Source organism: Pedobacter frigidisoli, from assembly GCF_004331675.1.
Taxonomy (GTDB): Bacteria; Bacteroidota; Bacteroidia; order Sphingobacteriales; family Sphingobacteriaceae; genus Pedobacter; species Pedobacter frigidisoli.
Genome location: NZ_SJSN01000019.1, coordinates 39,071 through 59,664 on the forward strand (window position 1 = coordinate 39,071; position 20,594 = coordinate 59,664).

17 protein-coding genes are annotated in these 20,594 nt (G+C 37.6%); 15 read left to right on the forward strand and 2 right to left on the reverse strand.

The window, feature by feature from the left end:
• Positions 1–24 precede the first annotated feature (24 nt).
• The 11 genes from EZ449_RS19430 (at position 25) to EZ449_RS19480 (ending at position 13,493) form a co-directional block, all read left to right on the forward strand.
• Positions 25–672 (forward strand): response regulator transcription factor, encoded by a 648-nt coding sequence (locus tag EZ449_RS19430; protein ID WP_131562047.1) that lies wholly within the window; start codon positions 25–27, stop codon positions 670–672.
• A gap of 134 nt (positions 673–806) precedes the next feature.
• On the forward strand, positions 807–2,216 hold the full coding sequence (locus EZ449_RS19435) for an exopolysaccharide biosynthesis polyprenyl glycosylphosphotransferase (protein WP_131562049.1): 1,410 nt from the start codon (positions 807–809) through the stop codon (positions 2,214–2,216).
• 138 nt (positions 2,217–2,354) lie between these two features.
• Complete coding sequence (locus tag EZ449_RS19440) at positions 2,355–3,134, forward strand: polysaccharide biosynthesis/export family protein (protein WP_131562051.1); 780 nt, start codon at positions 2,355–2,357, stop codon at positions 3,132–3,134.
• Positions 3,135–3,140: 6 nt separating this feature from the next.
• A complete protein-coding gene (locus EZ449_RS19445) occupies positions 3,141–5,507 on the forward strand; it encodes a GumC family protein (protein ID WP_131562053.1) in 2,367 nt (788 codons plus the stop codon).
• 55 nt (positions 5,508–5,562) lie between these two features.
• Positions 5,563–6,858, forward strand: coding sequence for an O-antigen ligase family protein (locus EZ449_RS19450; RefSeq protein WP_131562055.1), 1,296 nt, complete (start codon positions 5,563–5,565; stop codon positions 6,856–6,858).
• Positions 6,848–8,329, forward strand: a complete 1,482-nt coding sequence (locus EZ449_RS19455) for a lipopolysaccharide biosynthesis protein (RefSeq protein WP_131562057.1) — start codon at positions 6,848–6,850, stop codon at positions 8,327–8,329. Before EZ449_RS19450 ends, EZ449_RS19455 begins: the two co-directional genes overlap by 11 nt.
• Before the next feature lie 110 nt (positions 8,330–8,439).
• A complete protein-coding gene (locus EZ449_RS19460; protein ID WP_131562059.1) occupies positions 8,440–8,991 on the forward strand; it encodes a serine O-acetyltransferase in 552 nt (183 codons plus the stop codon).
• 88 nt (positions 8,992–9,079) lie between these two features.
• Positions 9,080–10,144, forward strand: coding sequence for an acyltransferase family protein (locus EZ449_RS19465; RefSeq protein ID WP_131562061.1), 1,065 nt, complete (start codon positions 9,080–9,082; stop codon positions 10,142–10,144).
• A gap of 52 nt (positions 10,145–10,196) precedes the next feature.
• Positions 10,197–11,261, forward strand: a complete 1,065-nt coding sequence (locus EZ449_RS19470) for a glycosyltransferase family 4 protein (RefSeq protein ID WP_131562063.1) — start codon at positions 10,197–10,199, stop codon at positions 11,259–11,261.
• Between the two features lie 41 nt (positions 11,262–11,302).
• Entirely contained in the window at positions 11,303–12,409 is a 1,107-nt protein-coding gene (locus tag EZ449_RS19475) for a glycosyltransferase family 4 protein (protein WP_131562065.1), read from the forward strand.
• A gap of 16 nt (positions 12,410–12,425) precedes the next feature.
• Entirely contained in the window at positions 12,426–13,493 is a 1,068-nt protein-coding gene (locus tag EZ449_RS19480) for an endo-1,4-beta-xylanase (RefSeq protein ID WP_131562067.1), read from the forward strand.
• Between the two features lie 9 nt (positions 13,494–13,502).
• Here the strand turns inward: EZ449_RS19480 and dxs are convergent, their stop codons facing one another.
• Positions 13,503–15,431: a 1-deoxy-D-xylulose-5-phosphate synthase gene (gene dxs, locus EZ449_RS19485; protein ID WP_131562069.1), complete on the reverse strand. Its 1,929-nt coding sequence runs from the start codon at positions 15,429–15,431 to the stop codon at positions 13,503–13,505.
• 179 nt (positions 15,432–15,610) lie between these two features.
• The gene (locus tag EZ449_RS19490; protein WP_131562072.1) at positions 15,611–16,417 is read right to left on the reverse strand and encodes a sensor histidine kinase; all 807 of its coding nucleotides are present in this window, start codon (positions 16,415–16,417) and stop codon (positions 15,611–15,613) included.
• A 345-nt stretch (positions 16,418–16,762) separates the two neighbouring features.
• Between EZ449_RS19490 and EZ449_RS19495 the strand changes: the two genes are divergently transcribed.
• From EZ449_RS19495 to EZ449_RS19510, 4 genes are all read left to right on the forward strand, one after another.
• A complete protein-coding gene (locus tag EZ449_RS19495; protein ID WP_131562074.1) occupies positions 16,763–17,416 on the forward strand; it encodes a response regulator transcription factor in 654 nt (217 codons plus the stop codon).
• Between the two features lie 290 nt (positions 17,417–17,706).
• Entirely contained in the window at positions 17,707–17,898 is a 192-nt protein-coding gene (locus tag EZ449_RS19500; protein ID WP_131562076.1) for a hypothetical protein, read from the forward strand.
• A 114-nt stretch (positions 17,899–18,012) separates the two neighbouring features.
• Positions 18,013–19,611: a hypothetical protein gene (locus EZ449_RS19505; protein ID WP_131562078.1), complete on the forward strand. Its 1,599-nt coding sequence runs from the start codon at positions 18,013–18,015 to the stop codon at positions 19,609–19,611.
• A 120-nt stretch (positions 19,612–19,731) separates the two neighbouring features.
• Complete coding sequence (locus EZ449_RS19510; RefSeq protein ID WP_225872378.1) at positions 19,732–20,346, forward strand: serine acetyltransferase; 615 nt, start codon at positions 19,732–19,734, stop codon at positions 20,344–20,346.
• Positions 20,347–20,594 lie beyond the last annotated feature (248 nt).

Consider the following 20,594-nt stretch of genomic DNA (forward strand, 5'->3'; position numbering starts at 1 on the left):
ATTAACATCCCAAACCAATTGATTATGATCTCCGTTTCTATTGTTGAGGACCATCCTCACTACCGCCAGTCTCTGGCGAAGGCTATTAATGATAATAGCATCTTTACACTGCTCGGTGTATATGCATCAGCAGAAGAGGCACTGGCCTATTTACCTACCAGCTCTCCAGACATTTTAATCGTCGACATCAAGTTAAAAACCAAATCTGGAATAGAGCTTGTGAGGCAGATTAAGAACACGCTTTTATTCACGCAGTTTTTAATGTGCAGCAGCTACCAGAACGATGAGTATGTTTTCGATGCACTTAAGGCGGGTGCTGCAGGCTATATTCTAAAAGGCGCTTCATTCTCAGAAATTCATAACGCTATTATCGATCTGCACAATGGTGGCTCACCCATGAGTCCGTTTATTGCCCGTAAGGTTATTGGCGCATTGTATCAAGATAAGAAAAGTGTAAACAGCATGGGATTAAGTGAGCGTGAAATTGAGGTACTCTCGCTTTTGGGTAGGGGTCATCTGTACAAGGAAATTTCACACATGCTAGAAATTAGCCCGAATACGGTTAAGAACCATTGCAAGAACATTTATAAACGTTTACATGTGCAGAATAAGGTGGAGGCGCTGAACAAGTTCGGGGGCTATCAATTCAAGGGACAAAGCCTTGTTAATTAATCTGTAAGGGGGCCGTAGTCCTAAGGGGCTATTGATTATGATCCCTTAAGTCAGCAATTTAGCCCTGTCGCTTTTAGGATTAAAGCGGTAAATGTCAATTATCTAATTTATGTTTTTTAAGTTATCTCAAGCTTATGAAAAGTCGCCACGTTCTAATTCTCATCTCGTTCCTGATCATCTTTGATGCATTGGCCATTAACATCGCATTTGGAGTTATTTTTTTAGCTGATATTGTAAATGGAAGTGGCATAGGTGTACACGCCGCCTTGATGATTTTAGTAAATGCCACCTGGTTTGCCTCTGCATTGGTAAATAAAACCTATGCCTACCGCAATGTTCAGTTTACGGAATTGCTCTACAGGAAAAGTGCCTTTACCTTTATCGGCCAGATTTTAATGTTAGGCGCCATCTTTAGCCTTTTCTCACAAAAAATTGCCTTTAATGAATCATTCTTTTATTTACTCATCACCGAGTTCGTTGCGGTAACCATAGTAAGGTATGTTACTTATCTTTCTGAACGCTTTTACATCAAAATGGATGGCTATAAGAAGAACGTTGCTTTTATTGGTGGTGATGATATTGGCTTAAAACTGGAGCAGTTCTTTTTAAACAACAGGCTTTCGGTAAAATTTGCAGGTTCTTTTCAGGAACTGCCAACGCCATCAACCTCTATTGGTACCACACAGGTAGATGAGTTAAGAAAAGACATCAGCTATGCAATAGAGAACCATTTGGATGAAGTATATACTACTCAGTTTCCTGGTCATAGCAAGGCAATGGATCAATTGCTCGAACTTGCAGAACGCAATTGCGTAAGGGTAAAATTTGTAGCCTCGCCAGCAAGCTACTTACAGGATAGTGATAATTTCGCCAGTGCAAACTACTTGCTAAGCAATTTTTACGATGGCATCCCAATATTAACCAACAGACCAGAACCCCTTAATTTATTGAGCAATAGGGTGGTAAAAAGAGCATTCGACATTGCCTTTAGCCTTTTTGTGATTGTATTTATTCTTTCTTGGTTTGTACCCTTAATGACGATCCTCATCCGTTTAGAATCTAGGGGATCAGCCATTTTTCGTCAACTGAGATCTGGTCGCGATAACAAGCCCTTTTACTGTTATAAGTTTAGAAGTATGAGGATAAACGACCAAAGCCATCACAAGCAGGCCTCGAAAGGTGATCCTCGGATTACCAGAATTGGCGCCTTTATAAGAAAAACCAGTATTGATGAATTGCCTCAGTTTTTTAATGTATTGAAAGGCAACATGAGTATAGTTGGCCCAAGGCCTCACATGCTGAAACATACAGAGGAGTACAGTAAAATCATCAATAAATACATGGTGCGTCATTTCCTAAAACCTGGAATTACCGGTTGGGCTCAGGTGAATGGCTTTAGGGGTGAAACTAAAGAACCGGCACAAATGCTTGGAAGGGTTAACCACGACATTTGGTACATGGAAAACTGGTCGCTTTTTACAGATATTAAGATCATCTACAAAACAGTTAGAAACGCACTAAAAGGTGAAGACAACGCCTTTTAATACCTATTATAATATCCTAACCATCAACTTATTAACAATTTATTTAAATGCGTAGCCCCATTGGGCTATTGGTGAAGCTTGCCATTAAAATGATCTTTGAGCAATCAAAAGCGTCGAACATATTTGTCCCAAATTTATATGAAGAAAACTTTACAAACCCTACTATCCGTTTACGCCGTTACGTTAATTTTCTCTTGTGGTTCTTATAAAAAGATACCTTATTTTCAAGATTTAAATCCAACAACGCCCTTAAACGAACAAATTAGCAACTACGTTCCATTACTGGTTCAGCCAGGTGATAACCTTGGAATTAACGTAAGTAGCAGAAACCCAGAATCGAGTTCGGTATTCAATTACAACCTGAACCGGGCGAATGGAAACAATTTTGATAACTCTGCGGAGAATCCGGTTACGGGTTATTTGGTTGATGAAAAAGGCGATATCCATCTTCCACTTTTGGGCAACCAGAAAGCCGCAGGCCTAACTACCTCTCAGCTAAGGGAGCAGATCAGCAAAAAACTGGAAACCTTTTATAAGGATCCTGTAGTAAATATCAGAATCCTAAATTTCAAGGTAGCCATATTTGGTGATGTACAGCGCCCTGGTGTGTACGCGGTTCAAAATGAGCGGGCAACCATTACCCAGGCCTTAACCTTGGCGGGCGATTTAAATATCACTGCGGTAAGGAACATCACCTTGATTAGGGAAGAAAACGGTAAAAGAAGTTTTATTCCCATCGATTTGAAATCAAAGAAGATTTTCGAATCGCCATATTATTATTTAAAGAATAATGATGAGATATACGTACAGCCCGACAGAACAAAATACGCAACTGTTGATCGGGGTTACAGAACTGCAACCCTGGTGCTTTCAGGATTATCTATCATCGCAATTGTGCTGTCCAATTTATACCGATAAAAAACTATGATCGCTCAATCTATCCATTATAAAGAAAGCAGACCTCGAGCAAAAGTGCTTGAGTTTGTTAACCTGAAAGATTTATTCTCGAAATATCTTTTTCATTGGCCACTTTTTTTCATTGTTTTATCTATGGCGCTTCTGGCCGCAATCTTTTATACCAAAGTAAGCAAGCCGACTTACGAGATAAAGGCTACCTTATTAATCAAGGATCAAAAAAAGGCACCTGATCAGCAATCAGCACTACACGAGATCGACATGTACAACTCTTCAAAGATTGTAGAGAATGAGATTGAGATCTTGAGTTCGAAAAAGTTGAGTCAAGAGGTGGTAAACGATCTTCGCCTGTGGATCGGTTATGAAAAAGTAAATGGTTTTATGTCGAGCACTGATCTTTATAAGGCTAGTCCGGTTAATTTCAACTTGTTAGGTGCATCGGGTAACTATGCGCCAGAAGGTTTGGATATTGTAATCAAGAACGATAAAACCTTTCTTTTAAAAATGCCTAGTGGTGAGCTGAAAGAGATGGGTTTTTCCAAAAACTACACCACCGAACTTGGTGAATGGCGATTGGATGCTACGAACAATCTTAACCAGTATATTAACAGTACGATTAAGATTAAGGTGATGGATCCCGATCAGGTGGCAATACAATACCAAAAAGGCATTAATGTTATTTTGCCAAATAAGCTGGCCGCCGCTATCGATCTTTCGCTAAATGATACAAATGCCGAACGTGGAAAGGATGTATTGAATCGTTTAATTTACCACTATAACCTTGCTGAGGCTGTAGAGAAAAATAGGGAAACGAAATCTACGCTCGATTTCTTAGATAGGCGTTTGGCTTCGCTTACTGGTGATTTAACCAATGCAGAGAAAGGAATTGAGGATTTTAAGAGTACACGCGGTTTAACTGATTTAAGTTCTGATTCGAAGATTAGCCTAGAGAATATGCAGGCTAATGACCTAAAACTGATGGAAGTAAACATTCAGTTAAACGTTATTGAGGGCGTAGAAAGGTATGTAAATTCGCCTCAAAACCAGGGTAAGGCGCCTGCAACATCTGGCATAACCGATGCTGCGTTGAGCAGTTCTATTGAAAAGCTTTCGGTTTTACAACTACAAAGAGAGAAACTACTGGCCACAACGCCTGAAACCAATCCAGATTTTGAGGCCATTAACAGACAGATCTCCAGCACAAAAATGGCCATAAAGGAAATTGTGGAGAATATTAAATCTGCCTTATTGATTACCCGCTCGAAACTACAAACCTTCAATTCACGTTTCGAATCATCGATCAAAAATGTTCCTGTAGATGAACGCCAATTCATTAGCATTAAAAGGCAACAGGCCATAAAGGAAAGTTCGTATAACTATCTGCTTCAAAAGAAAGAGGAAGTTTCCTTGAAATATGCGGCTACCTTAACTGATGATCGCATTGTTGATCAGGCTTATGCCAATCAGGCAAAATTTCCTCAAAAACCAATTGCATTTGCCTTGGCCTTATTTATCGGCCTTGCTTTGCCTACCGGATTAATTTACGGGCGTGATGTTTTAAAGAATAAGATTACCACTATAAAGCAAATTAAAGATGAGGTTAATGTACCTGTGATTGGTGAGATCCCTTATTACAGATCGAAAAATGCCATTGCCATAAACGATTTTGATATCAACTCTACCACGGAACAGTTTCGGGCATTGAGAACCAAATTACATTATTTGTTTGCAGAACAGAAAAAAGGCAGAGTAACAATGGTAACCTCGAGTATTGGGGGCGAAGGAAAAAGTTTCATCAGTGCTAACTTGGCCTTATCACTTGCGCATATTGGCAAGAAAACCGTTGTGCTGGAGCTTGATTTACGTAAGCCAAAAATTGCGGATATATTTTCCATCGATAAGCAAAGCATAGGTATTACCGATTTTTTAACGGGCAATGTACCACTAAAGAATATTATCAAAACCTCTGGAACCAACACCAATCTGGATGTGATTACCTGTGGTACCGAAGTTAAAAGCCCCGCAGAAATGCTGGAGAAAGAGGAACTGAAAGACCTTATCGATCAATTGAAGTTAATGTATGATGATATTATCATCGATACGGCGCCAGCACATTTGGTGCCCGATGCGATGATATTAGGCCGTGTAACCGACATTACTTTGTATGTGATTAGACAGGGTTTCACCGGAAAATCTGAATTAAGTTTTATCAGCACCCTCGCCGAAGAAAAGCAATTACCAGAATTACACATTCTCTTTAACGGTATTAACAAGGCTAAGTATGGCTATGGTTACGATTATAGCAACAACTATTACAACACGGAAAAAGGAGCTGGTGTATTGTCGATTTTTCAGGATTTTAAAAGCAGGTTTTAATGCGAAGTCGTTTTAATCACTGGCTTTTTAATACAAACGACCCGCAAATTTAAACATGAAGATTGAACACATACTTTCCTTAATTACCTTATTTTCTTTTTTTGCGTACCTCGTTAAGCGTGGAGCAACAAGGAAAGATTACCTGCTTTTTGTATTGTATGTTATCCCTTTCATGGATTTGCCGGTAACGCCAGTAGAATATGGGAGGCTAAGGATTTTTGATATCATCACCTACATCAGTCTCTTCATTATGTTTAGGGATGTGGTATTGGTAAAGATAAAAAATGCCTACAATGTGTATTACGTTCTTTTCTGTTGCTTAATTGCAGCAGTTTTCTTTAGTGCCTTAAATGCCCTTTTCATTCGGCAGTCGCTAATGGCCATCATTTCTATTTTGCCCATTTTTATTTATGCAAAATCTTTGATAACAGAATGTACGGCAGATGATGGTTTTCAAAAAGAGGTTATTAAAAGCTTAAAGGTTGGCGCACTAATTTCTATTGGCTTCTTGGTTGTGCAGCTTGTTATTGGCTTAAAGTTTAATTTCTATCCAGCACTGAATATCAATACTACCTTGTATGGTGCAAATCGATATCCAAGCTTTTTCCACGATCCACAGAAATATGGGCAGTATTTAATGATGCTGAGCTTTCTTTTTCTGGTGAACTATAAAAACGATAAGCGACCTGAATTGGTTAATTATCTGTTTTTTGCCCTTATCCTTTTTGGGATACTTCAAACTGGCGGACGAACTGCGTTAATTGGCTTATGTGCCGGAATGGTAATCTTATTCTTTGTATTGGGCACGAAGTATCGAGTAATTTTTTTATCCCTTTCCTTAGCTGGCGTTTTGGTTATCGCTTTTTTCTCTGATTCGCTTTTGGTGTTTAACCGGGCAAAAAATATTGATGACGATTACCTTTTTAGGGCAGCGCTTTGGGAAGAGGCCTACAAATACTGGGCAGATAAACCTATGTTGGGCATCGGCTTGGGGAACTATGAAAAATATGCCGTTTCCTTTTCCAATAACTATTACAAGGATCCAGATAACGAGATTATATTCTTTGATCAGCCAGAAAGCGGCCCATTAATGATCTTATCAGAAATGGGTGTTTTGGGCGCAACCATTATTGCCTTGTTTTTTCTTATTCCTGTGTTCAGTGGAATAAGGAATTACATTTTCAACAATCGTAACGTGATCATATTCTTATTTATCGCCGGAATTTTGGGTTGGCTTTTAACATTTGTGCCCATTTATTCTTTAGGCGATCGAAGGATCATGATCGTAGTCGTCTCTTTGTTAAGTATGCTCATCGTAGAAAGCAATAGAAAGGAAGAATATGAAGTTTAAATCCTATGTAAATAAGGTTAACAGTTCGAGTTTTATTAGAAATAGCTTATGGGGTCTTGTGGCTACTTTCTTTCAAACGGTTTTTCTCAGTCTTTTCTTCATCATTCTTTCTAGAAATTACAACATAGTCGATTTTGCAAATTTTTTAGTTTCCAATACCATTTACCAACTGTTGGTAGGCATATCATCAATGGGCCTTGGGCATTGGTTTATTCGGGAATATGAGCACACGGAGAAGGGTCGATCGGAGTTGATCTACAGGTTTCTAAAAATCCAGATTATTATGGGTGTGGTTTTCTATATCGCAAACATTTTTTTCGCCTACCTACTTTACAGTGAGGATCAGATTCGATTGCTGGCCATTATATTGGGTACGAATATTATATTCGATAACATTATTTATGCTATCAAACACTTAAATATTGCGCAGTTCGAGCAAAAGAAATCTGCCTTAATTATGGCTTTGGATGGTTTTTTAAGACTATTAATCGCAGGGTTATTATACCTTTCCCCATTTTCGCTCATTGTAGTGTCGCTGCTTTTAGTTGCCGTTAGGTTAGTTACGGTAAATATTTTCATCACCATGGGTTCTAGCGGGTCGGTAAACCTGATGAAACTTTTGCGATTTAAAATCACTTGGGATGACCTTAATAAGAATGTATTTCAGAATTGGAAGTTTATACTAATTGTAGGCTCCTCCATTCTTTTTTGGCGAAGTGCTACGCTGATCATCTCCAAAACATTATCGCCAGCCGATATTGCAAACTATGAGGTTTGCTATAAGATATTTTCCATTTTTACCATGGTGGTGGTGGTGGCATCAACTACGGTGTATCCAAAATTTGTTCAGTTTTTCGTTAAGAAAGACATGAAAAAGATCAGAAAGTTCTATAAGCTTACTTTTTTGGTTTATACCGTTTTTGGTGCGGTATCTTATGCCATTGTTCAATCGTATGCAAGTGAGATCATCTTTATCATATTCGGAAATAAATTTCAATTTGCAGCCGACTGTCTTAAGGAAATGTACCTCACCTTATTAATTTTCCCAACCATTCTTTTACAGGCCAATTTAATTGTGGCCATGAAAATGGAAAAGGTAGATATGTACCTTAACTTTCTGGCGCTAATCATTAATTTGTTGGGCTGTATGATCGGCCTTTACTTCTATAAATCGTTATCTGTAATCAATTACTCTATATTTGGATCGTTTTTGATCTTCCACATCTCTCAGAGTTACATGCTGGTTAGGTTGAAGGTTAGTACCGTTTTGAGTACCTTAAGTTTTTATTTATTGATAGGATTGCTCGTATTTGGTTACCACTATGGGCTTAGCAAATTTAACCCTACTGCAGTATTTATCTTGTTTTTAGCGTTAAGCATGCCACCATTAATACTCACGCTCTTAAAGGATATTAAAAGTTACGGCTTAAACAAGGAAGAGGAGTTTCCTGCTGGCGTTGGGCTAGAGTAATAATTTACCAAGCATATTTATTTATAATATTTCGACTATTTACAAATATATATTTTAGTCGCAAACCACCTAGTTAACTGAATGATAATCTACAATATAACAAATTAAGTATGGGTTTTTTTAGATTTATCTTTCAGGATTGGAAAGCCAATAAACAGAACCTGAAAGGGAAAATATTTCTGATGTTATTTCGGATTGCAAATTTTTTTGCACGAAACCGATCTTATTATATTCTCGGCATTCCGTATCTAATTTTTTATAAGGTTTTTATTCAATGGATATTTACCCTCGAAATTCCATGGACGGTTACTATTGGTAAAAACTTTTCGCTTTACCACGGGCAACTGGTGATTATGAATAATGATGTAGTAATCGGCGATAACTGTACCATACGGCATTGTACCACCATTGGCGTGAAGCAAAATGCAGATGGAACAAGCGGCAGGGCTCCTATTCTGGGGAATAATGTTGATGTAGGAAGCAATGTGTGCATTATTGGGGCAATAACCATTAACGATAATGTTAAGATTGGAAGTGGTGCAGTGGTGGTTAAGGATGTAGATGAGGACTGTATCGCTGTCGGAAATCCTGCCGCGGCGAAGAAGATAAATCACAAGATGAACATGAAAGTAATGGTAGGCATGTTTAGCGTAGCCTTATAGGGCTATTGCTAAGTAGCGCTTATAATGGCATTTTAGCGTTGTCTCTTTCTCTCCAAAAGATGGAGGCCTTTTAACGCTATCATGGTTTATGAACACAGCATTTAAACTCAACAATTTTGATCTATTAAGGCTTTTTGCGGCGACTGAAGTATTACTCTTGCATTCATTTCTAAGGCTAAATATCAACTTTCCTGTCTTCTTTAAGGTAATGTCTTGTTTCCCTGGGGTAAACATGTTTTTTGTAATGAGTGGGTTCTTAATTTCCGCCTCGTTAGAAAGAAATAAAAACTTACCTGAATATGCAAAGAATAGGGCAATCAGGATCTTTCCAGGGCTTTGGGTTTGTTTAATTGTTACGGTAATTGCCATTCCTATATTTTCTGATATTAGTTTTTTTAACCGGGAGTTTTTCCCTTGGTTGTTGGCGCAGTGCGTAGGCTTAATTTATACTCCAAACTTTTTAAGTGGCTTTGGCTTTGGCTCATATAACGGCAGTTTGTGGACAATTCCCCTGGAACTTCAATTTTACATTTGTTTACCCATCATTTACTATGTTATATCCAAATTAGCCAAAAGTGAGCGCAGTAAAACCGTCCTCATTGCAGTACTTTTTTTATTCTTTTGTTTTTTATCCTATTACATCAAGATTAATTATTCGCCCGTGGGTACAGCGGCAGAAACCACTTTGGAAAAAGTACTTCGTTATACCTTTATACCTAATATCTACCTCTTTCTTTTTGGGGTGTTATTACAACGCTTAAAAATCTATAAACTTAGCTTATTTGTTGGTAAGGGCATTGTATGGGTTGGTTTGTATTTGGTTGTATGTTATTTCTTTCCAACAGATTCTTCTGCCTACCTGTTCAAGTTTCTCCTATTAGGCCTTACAACCATATCAATGGCCTATACTTTCCCAAATCTTTCGAATAAGTTGCTAAAAGGGAACGATATTTCTTACGGCGTTTACATTTATCATGGATTGGTATTGGGCATATTTATGGAAACCAAACAGTTTAATAATCCATTTGGTGTTTTTCTAATTCTTGTGATTAGTTACTCATTGGCAGCCGTATCGTGGAATTATATCGAAAAGCCGTTCTTAAAACGAAAGAAACAAAGCATCCACAAGTTAAGCGAGCTGGCTGCTGTGTAGTTTAAAATATTAGTGATAGTTAATTTGATATTTAAATTTAAACCATAGGATTTTGAAAAAAGTAGTCATAATTGGACCCAGCATTTCAAGAACAAAAGGAGGAATGGCATCTGTACTTAAGGGATTTATGGATAGGGCGGATGATTTTCGCGGATTCGAACTTACACTTTTAACTTCTCATGTTGAGGGATCGGCAGGGGAAAAGCTTCAGTTCTTTTTTAAATGTTTAATTAAGTTAATGTTTACCAAGAGCGTTAGTTTAGTTCATGTACACACCGCCTGCGATGCCAGCTTTTACCGAAAAGCCATATTTACCTTTGTTTGTAAGTTGAGGAAAATCCCCGTATTTATTCATATTCATGGTGCAGATTTTGATTCTTTTTACCTAAACTCTAATAAGTTTATTCAAGGCATCATTAGCAAAACCCTAAAAAGTGCTACCCGTGTTATTGTACTCTCCAAATATTGGCAAGATTTCTTCTATGAGAACATGAAGCTCGAAAATGTAGTGGTACTCTTTAATGCCGTTAATTGCGAACTTTTTAATACCTGCGTAACCGTTCCCAAAAATATTTCCAGCTTTTTGTTTTTAGGCAGGCTGGGAGAACGAAAGGGAACTTACGATTTAATCAACGCGATAGATAAACTTTCAAAGGATATAGAATGTGAAAACCTAAGCTTTGTTTTTGCTGGCGATGGTGAAATTGATAAGGTTAAGGAAATCATCTCTGATAAAAACTTGGGCAAATACATCGATGTATTGGGATGGATTGACGAAAAAATGAAGTTAGAAGCTTTATCAAAATCAGATACTGTTGTGCTGCCATCTTATAATGAGGGTTTGCCGGTTGCTTTGTTAGAAGCCATGGCGGCGGGCAAGGTAGTGCTAAGTACACCTGTTGGCGGCATTCCCGATCTTGTTTATGAGGATGTCAATGGGTTTTTGATTAAGCCTGGAGATGTTGATGCCTTGGCGAGTCGGATCAAATATATTGCACACAACCCTGATCAAATGCGGATTATTTCGGAAAAGAATATGCTGAAGATTAAGGAGAATTTTGATGCCGTTGCCATTAATGGGCAGCTTTTGGAACTGTACAATTTAGAGGCAAGGTAACAAGAAGCCCCATAAAGAATAACAAAACATAATTAACGAGTATGACAATTTATTTTCTCTCCACAACCTTTTTTAGTGATGTTGATATTAATTTACTAAAGCACTTGGCCAAGGAGCACAAAATAATTTATGGAGTAATTTTCTCAAAATTAGATAGCAATTATACCATTGAGGAACTGGAAGACCTTTGTGGAAGATACAATATCGAATTTGTACCAATAAACTTAAAATACAGGCACCGAAACCCCAGGAACCTCATTACCTTTTATAAGGTTTTAAGATCGATAAAAAAAAGCAAGGCAGATTTACTATACACGCTAGATTTTAATGAACTGTACCTAAATACGATGATGTTCTTTTTACGCAGTGCGAAAAGCACCATTGTAGGCTTTCATGATGTAGAGAATCACAGTGGCACAAAGAATGCTTTTTTTGCAAATTTTGCGAAACACCTGCTGTTTAAGAAGTTTAGGTTTCTGCAAACTTTTTCCAATGTACAGAACAATCTGTTAAGGGATATGTATCCTAAAAAAAATATCTTCTCTATCCCAATGACGTTAAAGGATTTCGGAGAAAAACCACTCATAGAACCTACCAAACAAGTTTGTTTCTTGTTCTTTGGCAATATCTTGCCTTACAAAGGGTTAGATAACCTAATGAAATGCGTAAACCGATTAGCAGAAAAACGTTCGAATTTTAAGCTGATCATAGCTGGAAGATCCAACGATTGGAATGAGGTTTATGAGCCCTTGATCGAACACCCAGAAGTGCTCGAAACACACATTGGTTTTATTGAGAATAAGGAGATTCCTGAATATTTTACAAGGGCAAACTATTTGGTTCTACCTTATCGGGATGTAACGCAAAGCGGCCCGATGTCTATTGCGTACCATTATAATGTGCCCATAATCGCAACAGATTTGGAGGGTTTTAGAGAGTTTATTGCAGAAGACGTTTCTGGATATTTATTTGATGGCTCGGATGTAAATGGGCTTTACGCCGTATTGGAAAATGCCATTATGCGAAGCGATGAAGAATATTCAGCCTTAAAAGACAGGTTAGCCAGCTTTGTGGCAACCGAATTTTCTAGTGAAAGTGTAGTAGAAAAGTATAACCGAATGTTTGATTTTGTTAAGGAACATGCTTAAATAAAACACCAGCAAGATGAAATTTTATTCATTATCCATAGTTTTTGTTCTCTTTGTATTTTTGGCTTGTACAAAAGGAATCTCCGATGGGGAAGTTGCAACGACTACTGCTGATAGCTCTTTGAAACAACTTCCTTTCCCATTTGGTGCAGCAATAAGCGCAGAATTACTCCGAACTGATCCACGATATAAAGCCTTAATCATTCGTGAATTTAAAAGTATATCTACCGAAAACGCAATGAAGTTTGGGATCATCCATCCATTGGAAAATACGTATAATTGGACAGATGGAGATGAAATTGTAGCCTTTGCGCAAGCCAATTGCATTCGTGTACATGGCCATACCTTAAACTGGTACCAGGATGCACCAGACTGGCTTAAAAATTTCGACGGGGATAAGAATGCTTGGGAAAATCTTTTGAAAACACATATCCAAACCATTGTCAAGCATTATAAGGGTAAGGTAACTTCTTGGGATGTTGTGAATGAGGCTTTTGAGGATGATGGTCGTTATAGAAATTCGATATGGGTACAAAAACTTGGTACAGACTATATTGCAAGGGCTTTCCAGTATGCACACGAGGCAGATCCTGTTGCCTTATTGTTTTACAATGATTATGGGCAGGAATACGGATATGAGTACAAAGGCTTGAAAAGAAATGCAATATTGGCGTTGGTGAACGAACTCAAATCTAGAGGTGTACCCATTAATGGCATTGGTTTACAAATGCATACCAAATATACCCAATCTGATTTCGATATTTCCCTAGCCATTTCTACGGCTGCAGAAACCGGACTAAAAGTTCACATTTCTGAACTTGATGTAGCGCTTAACCCTAATTTTGATGCTACGCTTACTTTTTCACCTAGTTTGGATGAGATGCAAGCCTCTAAATACAAGGCCATTGTTAAACTTTATAATGCAATTCCAAAGGCACAACAGTTTGGTATCACCACTTGGAATGTAACCGATAAAGACAGTTGGGTTCCCGTATTTTTTAAAAGGCCCGATTGGCCATTGCCCTTTAATGCCGATTACCACCGCAAGGCTGCTTACCGTGGCATTTTTGATGGATTAAAATAAATATAAATCTTAGCCAACCATTGTGTTGGTTACCCGCTTAACCGCTACCTTTCTTACCGCCTCAATAATCGATTGTTTATCATAACCACATTCAGCCCAAAGTTCTGCCTGTTCGCCATGCTCAATAAATTGATCGGGAATACCTAAGCGAATTACATTAGCCGTATAACCATGATCTGCCATAAACTCTAATATTGCAGAACCTACTCCACCTTGCAGCGATCCATCCTCAACAGTTAGGATATATTTATACTTGGAGAAAACCTCATGTAGTAATTCTTCATCTAGGGGCTTAACAAAACGAAGATCATAATGTGCAGGGTAAATGCCTTCGCTATTCAATTCTGAACGGGATTCAACAGCAAAGTTGCCTACATGGCCAATCGTTAGAATGGCTACATCCTCTCCATCGCAAATTTTTCGGCCCTTGCCAATCTCTAAAGCCTTAAAAGGTCTTTTCCAATCGGCCATTACACCGTTGCCACGAGGATAGCGAATCACGAAAGGCCCTATGTTTTCCTGCTGGGCGGTAAACATCAGGTTACGCAATTCTTCCTCATTCATTGGTGAAGAGATCACCAGATTCGGAATACAGCGCATGTACGCAATATCGTAGGCACCATGATGGGTTGCACCATCAGCACCTGCTAAACCAGCCCGATCTAAACAAAAAACAACATTTAACTTTTGAATGGCCACATCGTGGATAACCTGATCGTAAGCCCTTTGCATAAAGCTAGAATAAATGTTGCAGAAAGGTACCAATCCTTGAGTAGCCAAACCAGCCGAAAATGTTACGGCATGTTGTTCAGCAATACCCACATCTAAAGCACGTGTTGGCATAGCTTTCATCATGATGTTTAAGGATGACCCTGAAGGCATTGCAGGAGTTATGCCCACAATTTTATCATTTGCCTCAGCCAATTCGACCATGGTATGCCCGAAAACATCTTGGTATTTTGGTGGCTGCGGTTTATCGGGAATACTTTTTTTAATTTCTCCAGTAATCTTATCAAAAAGACCAGGCGCATGCCACTTGGTTTGATCTTTTTCTGCCAATGCAAAACCCTTACCTTTTACCGTAATGCAATGCAATAGTTTAGGGCCTGGAATGGCCGATAAATCTTTTATGGTTTGTGCTAAACGTTTAACATCATGGCCATCAACCGGACCGAAATACCTAAAGTTTAATGCCTCGAATAGGTTACTTTGTTTAAGGAGTGTCCCCTTTATGCTTTTCTCAATCTTCTTAACATATTTATGCGCATTTGGGCCTAATTTAGAAAGGCTAGCCAATACACTGGAAATATCATCACGAAAACGGTTGTACGATTTTGAAATGGTAATGCTGGTTAAATACTCTTTTAATGCACCAACATTTGGGTCGATAGACATACAATTATCGTTCAGTATTACGAGAACATTACTGTTTTCAATGCCTGCATGGTTTAAGCCCTCAAAGGCTAGTCCGGCTGTCATTGCACCATCGCCAATTACCGCCACATGTTGCCTATTTACCTCGCCTTTTAGTTGAGAGGCTACAGCCATACCCAATGCAGCAGAAATAGAGGTAGAGGAGTGGCCTACGCCAAAGGTATCATACTCGCTTTCTGTAATTTTTGGAAAGCCACTAATTCCCTTATAAACGCGGTTGGTGTGAAACAATTCCCTACGTCCGGTTAAGATCTTATGTCCGTAGGCTTGATGACCAACATCCCACACTAATTTATCATAAGGGGTATTTAATGCATAATGTAAGGCAACAGTTAGCTCTACAACGCCCAAGCTTGCGCCGAAGTGGCCGCCATTTACGCTCACTACATCAATTATGTATTGACGTAACTCTTTGCTTATTTGCTCTAAATCATCTTCGTTATATTGCTTTAAATCAGCAGGATAGTTGATGTTAGATAATAGGGGGCCAGCTTTAACTTGCATTAATTAATTGAGTAAAAAACAAGATACAAAGTAAGGTATTTTTGTTTTAAAAGCGAAGAGAATAACAGCATCATTATAAAAATATTACTTTTCGCATTATTCGTGAAAGGCAGGTTAAAAATTTAATGCTGAATAGGATGGTAAAGCGACCTGATTCTTAATCAAAGTTTGTGAATTCGTTAACTCATGCGAACCATAAGGTTTACCTTTAAGGGAATTTTGATGTTTACCAATGTGCCCTTATAACTCTCAATAATTAATGTTCCTTTCAGGCGATCTGTACGTTGCCTTATATTATGTAGACCTTTTCCCAACCCCTCGCTTTTATCCGGATCGAAGCCAATGCCGTCATCCTTGATACTGATTAAAAGATTGTCGTTATCAATATCAATGGTTAATTTAACCTTTGTTGCGGCTGCATGCTTGAGTATATTGTGTGCTATTTCCTTAACCAGTAGGTAACATTCCTTACGGCTTTGACTGTTGATTACGTAATTGGGAATTAATTCAGGCAGTTCGGAACTAAAGGAGATTGTAGTAAGCTCAAAAAGTTTTCTAATTTGCCCTTCAATGTAATATAAAAGGTCCTCAAGCTCATCGCTCTGCGCATTTGTGCTCCAAATAATTTCGTTTATCTTTTCTGAGACCTCATTTACCATGCCCCTTATTTTTTGCATTTCCTCAACATCTGGTCTGGTTCTGCTTGCAAGCTCGGTGTACAACTTTAATGCCGTAAGCCCTGAGCCAATCTCATCATGAATCTCGCCGCTGATACGTTCTCTTTCGCTTTTGATAAACTCGTTCTGAAAATTTAATTTGTCTTTATAAGTGGAAAGATTTTTTTTGTTAATGTAAAGGATGGCCCCAAAACTGATTGCAACAATGGCACAAACCGCTACATTTATGGCCCCTAAGTTCGAAAAAAAGTTAATATGCCCAGCTTCGGAAAACACTAAGTGGAATATGGTTAAACACAGTTTGTTCATCAAAAAACTTAAATTTTGTAAAATTAATACTACATTATTTATCCTTTTTTGTTTTTTCTTGTAGATTTTTATGATTAAATTCTTGTCGGCATTTAGCGATTAAAATCTTACAATATCATAGGACAAGGGTAAAACTACATATTATTTTCTTTATATCTAGATTTGTAGCGTCCCAGTGGTTTACTAGTATATAGTCTCTATCTTTATGTTATTTGTGCAATGGCCAAAATTTTGGGTATTATGGTATATCCTAATGCTCCATCGATTTTGTCTTATCGCCTTGTTCTCAATAACTGATTTAGAGACGTACTAATATTTTCTATCACGTCACTAAAAAAAGATTAAATGATTTCAATTTCAATCGTTGAGGACCACGAGCAGTACCGACACAATTTAGTTAAAGCTATTGAGCAAAATAAATCCTTTGTAATTAAAGGGGTATATTCTTCTGCAGAAGATGCCATGAAAAAGTTGGCAATAGATTCTCCAGATATCGCCATTGTAGACATTAAACTTAAAAGCAAATCGGGTATCGATTTAATTTTAGAAACTAAGGACGGCCTAAAAAACACGCAGTTTTTAATGTGTACGGGATTTCAAGACGACGAAAAAATATTTAGCGCACTTAAGGCCGGTGCATCCGGTTATATTATAAAGGGATCTTCTACTACCGAAATTCACGATGCCCTTTTGGAACTTCATGATGGTGGCTCACCAATGAGCCCGTTTATAGCCCGAAAAGTGATAAGTCATTTACATAAAAGTAAGCAAGAGCCAAAGGCTGATGTGCTTGGTCTTAGTAAAAGAGAAATTGATGTTCTAATACTTTTAAGTAAGGGACTGCAGTATAAAGAGATATCAGAAAAGCTATTTATTAGCGCTAATACGGTTAAAAACCATTGCAAGAATATCTACAAGAGGCTTCATGTACAAAATAAGGTAGAAGCATTGAATAAATTTAAGTTTTTCAACTATCAATCGCCAACTTACGTGAGTTAATTCCCTTATTAATTCATTAATATAAAGATAAGTGTTAAAAGTTATTCCATTTTATCACTTTTTTCTCATATTTAAGAAAATACTTCCAAAAATTTCTATTATATCGAAAATTTTTAGAGCTTAATGCTATAATTTAAATTCTATAATTTTTTTGGCTTAAATTTTGTTTTATCGACCATATTAACACACTTCCTCATTCTATTGGTACTTGTCGACATAAATCCCTATCTAGACTACTCGCTAACCTTTATATCAATATAATGAGGAAATTTAAAGAATATGAAAAGTTTATGATAAGAGTTGCATACACTACGCCAGTAGTTAAATTAGAAAAAATCAAAATTGGTGATGAGGTAATTGATGAGTATCAATCTACCGGTAAAGTAGTAAAAATAAACAAAAGAATAAATAATGGAGCCCTGGAATTTACTTTCCATCTGGATAACAAGCAGACCATTTATATTATGAGCCGTGCGGTTTAATTGCATCTCCTATTCTTTTATCTTGCTTTCCAATTCTCAATTATTCAAATAAGACGACCTATGGATTTCTAGATAATCTTGTCTAGATTTACCATTTGACTAGTAATCCCATATATGAAAAACCATTCCTTGAAGAGGATAGCGGCTCTTTCCTTTTTAGCAATTTTTATACTTTTTGCATGCAAAACAAAAAATATTGATGGCGAGGAGTTGGGTAAAGCTAACTTAAACAGCGGTTGGCCAACAAATAGCACGTTTAAAGATTACCTTGGGATAAACGCCTTTGAATGGAATTTCGCATCAGATAATGTTCATGAGCAGGTTGATGAAAGTAGGTTTAACGTTATAAAATCATTTTCTGGGATAAGACATTATTTAGATTGGGAGCGAATTGAATCTATAGAAAACAAGTTTACCTACAGCGTTACGCATTCTGGAGGCTGGGATTACGATGAGATTTATAGGCGGATGAAACTGGCCAATAAATTTGTACTGATCGATTTGAAAGGTTGCCCCGCATGGCTTTTGGCTACTTATCCCGAAGGACAGCGAGATGCGGAGAATGTACCTGCACCTTTTGGGTTGGACAGAAAATTACCTGAAAGTTATATTAAACAAGCTAGAATTGCTTTTCAAATTGCGGCAAGATATGGCGCAAATAAAAAAGTAGACAAAGGGTTGCTTAGTGTAGATACCACAGTTAGATGGCCTCAAGACAAAAAAAACGAGGTTAAGGTTGGTCTGGATTATGTAAATTATATTGAGTGTGATAATGAAAGGGATAAGTGGTGGAAAGGTGCAAATGCTCAACAATCTGCAGAGGAATATGCTGCCAACCTTTCTGCATTTTACGATGGCCATAAGGGCAAACTCGGGAAAAATGTTGGTGTAAAAAATGCAGATCCCAACATGTTGGTTGTAATGGGTGGTATTGCCAATGCAACCCCCGAATTTGTAACCAAAATGATTGAATGGTGTAGAAAGAACCGAGGCAGTAAAGCCGATGGTTCTATTGATCTATGTTTCGATGTGATTAACTACCATTTATATTCCAATGATGCTTTTCAGCACGATGGTAAGGCTAGTGTGGGTATGGCACCAGAACTTTCAAATCTAAGGGCTGTTGCGCAACAATTTAGAGCCATGTCTAAAGCTGCGGCAAACAATATACCTGTTTGGGTTACCGAAACTGGTTATGATGTTGGTTCGCAAACTCCGCAAAGAGCAATTCCGGTAGGAGAAAAAAGTTCACTTGTAACGCAGGCAGATTGGAATCTTCGAACGGCTTTGTTGTATGCTCGCTCTGGTATAGATAAATGCATTTTTTACATGCTGGATGATGTAAATTTAAATAGTAATGTTCAGTATAGTTCTTCAGGGTTTATCAATGCCAATTTCTCTAAACGGCCATCTGCAGATTATTTTCTTCAGGCAAATGCGCTTATGGGCGAATACCGTTACGATGTTAGCTTAAGTGCGGATCCAATTGTTGATGTTTATCGACTAAAGGATAAGAAAATGTATGTACTTGCCGTACCTGATCAAATTGGGAGAAGTGCAAGTTATACACTTGATCTTGGCGCAATGAAGCATGCTATTGTACATGCGCTGCAAATTGGGCACAATGAAATGGCAAACAAAACGGTAGATACTATTAATGGTAAATTAAAACTCGATGTAACCGAAACGCCTGTTTTTGTAGAGGGCTACTAGCATTCCAATTCAATCTTGATAATAATAAATTTCTTTAATTTTCTTGAAAAGATGATCATTAAGGGCTATTTAACCATGCTAGTTTTACCCTTATTTTTGTAGGGTAAATTAAATTTAGTGGTGTTTAAGAAGAGGGCTGTAAGATTAAGTATTAACGCAAAGGAATGTTTGGCTACAATGAGGCTTGGCCGTGTTAGCGAACAACCAAATTCCGTATCTATTTTTCAGGATTGGAGAGAAAACAAGGGTAATTTCAAATCGAGACTAGTAATGGTTTTTTATAGGTTAGCTTTTCTCATTCAAGGGAATAAGATATTATCCATTTTGTTCTTTTGGTATCTATTAATCTATAAATTTATTATTGGCTGGGTACTAAATATTGGAATTAGTTCGAAATCTGTTATTGGTAAGGGCTTGCGAATTCAGTATGGTTTTGGAACCGTTATTGGAGGCCAGACAGTAATAGGTAATTCTTGCAACATTAGCCAGCTTACCACTATAGGAAATAAAATTATTGAAAACGGCACTTTTAGCAAATCGCCAATTATTGGTAACAATGTAGATATTGGGGTTAATGTAACCATTATAGGCGATGTGCGCATCGGGAATAATGTAGTAATTGGCGCAGGTGCCGTTATTACCAAAGATATAGAGAACAACTGTGTAGTGGTGGGTAATCCTGCTGTACTCCTAAAGAAAAAATACGACCTCACTTCAAGTTACGATATCGGGTAGAACTGCTTCATCCATCTTAAATTCAGAATTATGGTAGCTCAAAAAGCCTCACATATCACTCAATTGTACATCGAATTTTAGTTTATTTGGCGTACACAAAAATCTATAATTCAGAATTTTAAGCAATATTAAATACCGTTATAAAATAATTAGCCCTAACGGGCTATTTTCCTTTGAGGCCTTTAGCGGGAACTTTACATCGAAATCAAAAGCACATTTATTCTTACTAATAAGTTATACAGAAAGTG

Excerpts from the sequence above, each read along its gene's own strand:
- EZ449_RS19430 (WP_131562047.1), top strand. The coding sequence starts at position 25 with ATGATCTCCGTTTCTATTGTTGAGGACCATCCTCACTACCGCCAGTCT.
- EZ449_RS19435 (WP_131562049.1), top strand. The coding sequence starts at position 807 with ATGAAAAGTCGCCACGTTCTAATTCTCATCTCGTTCCTGATCATCTTT.
- EZ449_RS19440 (WP_131562051.1), top strand. The coding sequence starts at position 2,355 with ATGAAGAAAACTTTACAAACCCTACTATCCGTTTACGCCGTTACGTTA.
- EZ449_RS19445 (WP_131562053.1), top strand. The coding sequence starts at position 3,141 with ATGATCGCTCAATCTATCCATTATAAAGAAAGCAGACCTCGAGCAAAA.
- EZ449_RS19450 (WP_131562055.1), top strand. The coding sequence starts at position 5,563 with ATGAAGATTGAACACATACTTTCCTTAATTACCTTATTTTCTTTTTTT.
- EZ449_RS19455 (WP_131562057.1), top strand. The coding sequence starts at position 6,848 with ATGAAGTTTAAATCCTATGTAAATAAGGTTAACAGTTCGAGTTTTATT.
- EZ449_RS19460 (WP_131562059.1), top strand. The coding sequence starts at position 8,440 with ATGGGTTTTTTTAGATTTATCTTTCAGGATTGGAAAGCCAATAAACAG.
- EZ449_RS19465 (WP_131562061.1), top strand. The coding sequence starts at position 9,080 with ATGAACACAGCATTTAAACTCAACAATTTTGATCTATTAAGGCTTTTT.
- EZ449_RS19475 (WP_131562065.1), top strand. The coding sequence starts at position 11,303 with ATGACAATTTATTTTCTCTCCACAACCTTTTTTAGTGATGTTGATATT.
- EZ449_RS19480 (WP_131562067.1), top strand. The coding sequence starts at position 12,426 with ATGAAATTTTATTCATTATCCATAGTTTTTGTTCTCTTTGTATTTTTG.
- dxs (WP_131562069.1), bottom strand. The coding sequence starts at position 15,431 with ATGCAAGTTAAAGCTGGCCCCCTATTATCTAACATCAACTATCCTGCT.
- EZ449_RS19490 (WP_131562072.1), bottom strand. The coding sequence starts at position 16,417 with ATGAACAAACTGTGTTTAACCATATTCCACTTAGTGTTTTCCGAAGCT.
- EZ449_RS19495 (WP_131562074.1), top strand. The coding sequence starts at position 16,763 with ATGATTTCAATTTCAATCGTTGAGGACCACGAGCAGTACCGACACAAT.
- EZ449_RS19500 (WP_131562076.1), top strand. The coding sequence starts at position 17,707 with ATGATAAGAGTTGCATACACTACGCCAGTAGTTAAATTAGAAAAAATC.
- EZ449_RS19505 (WP_131562078.1), top strand. The coding sequence starts at position 18,013 with ATGAAAAACCATTCCTTGAAGAGGATAGCGGCTCTTTCCTTTTTAGCA.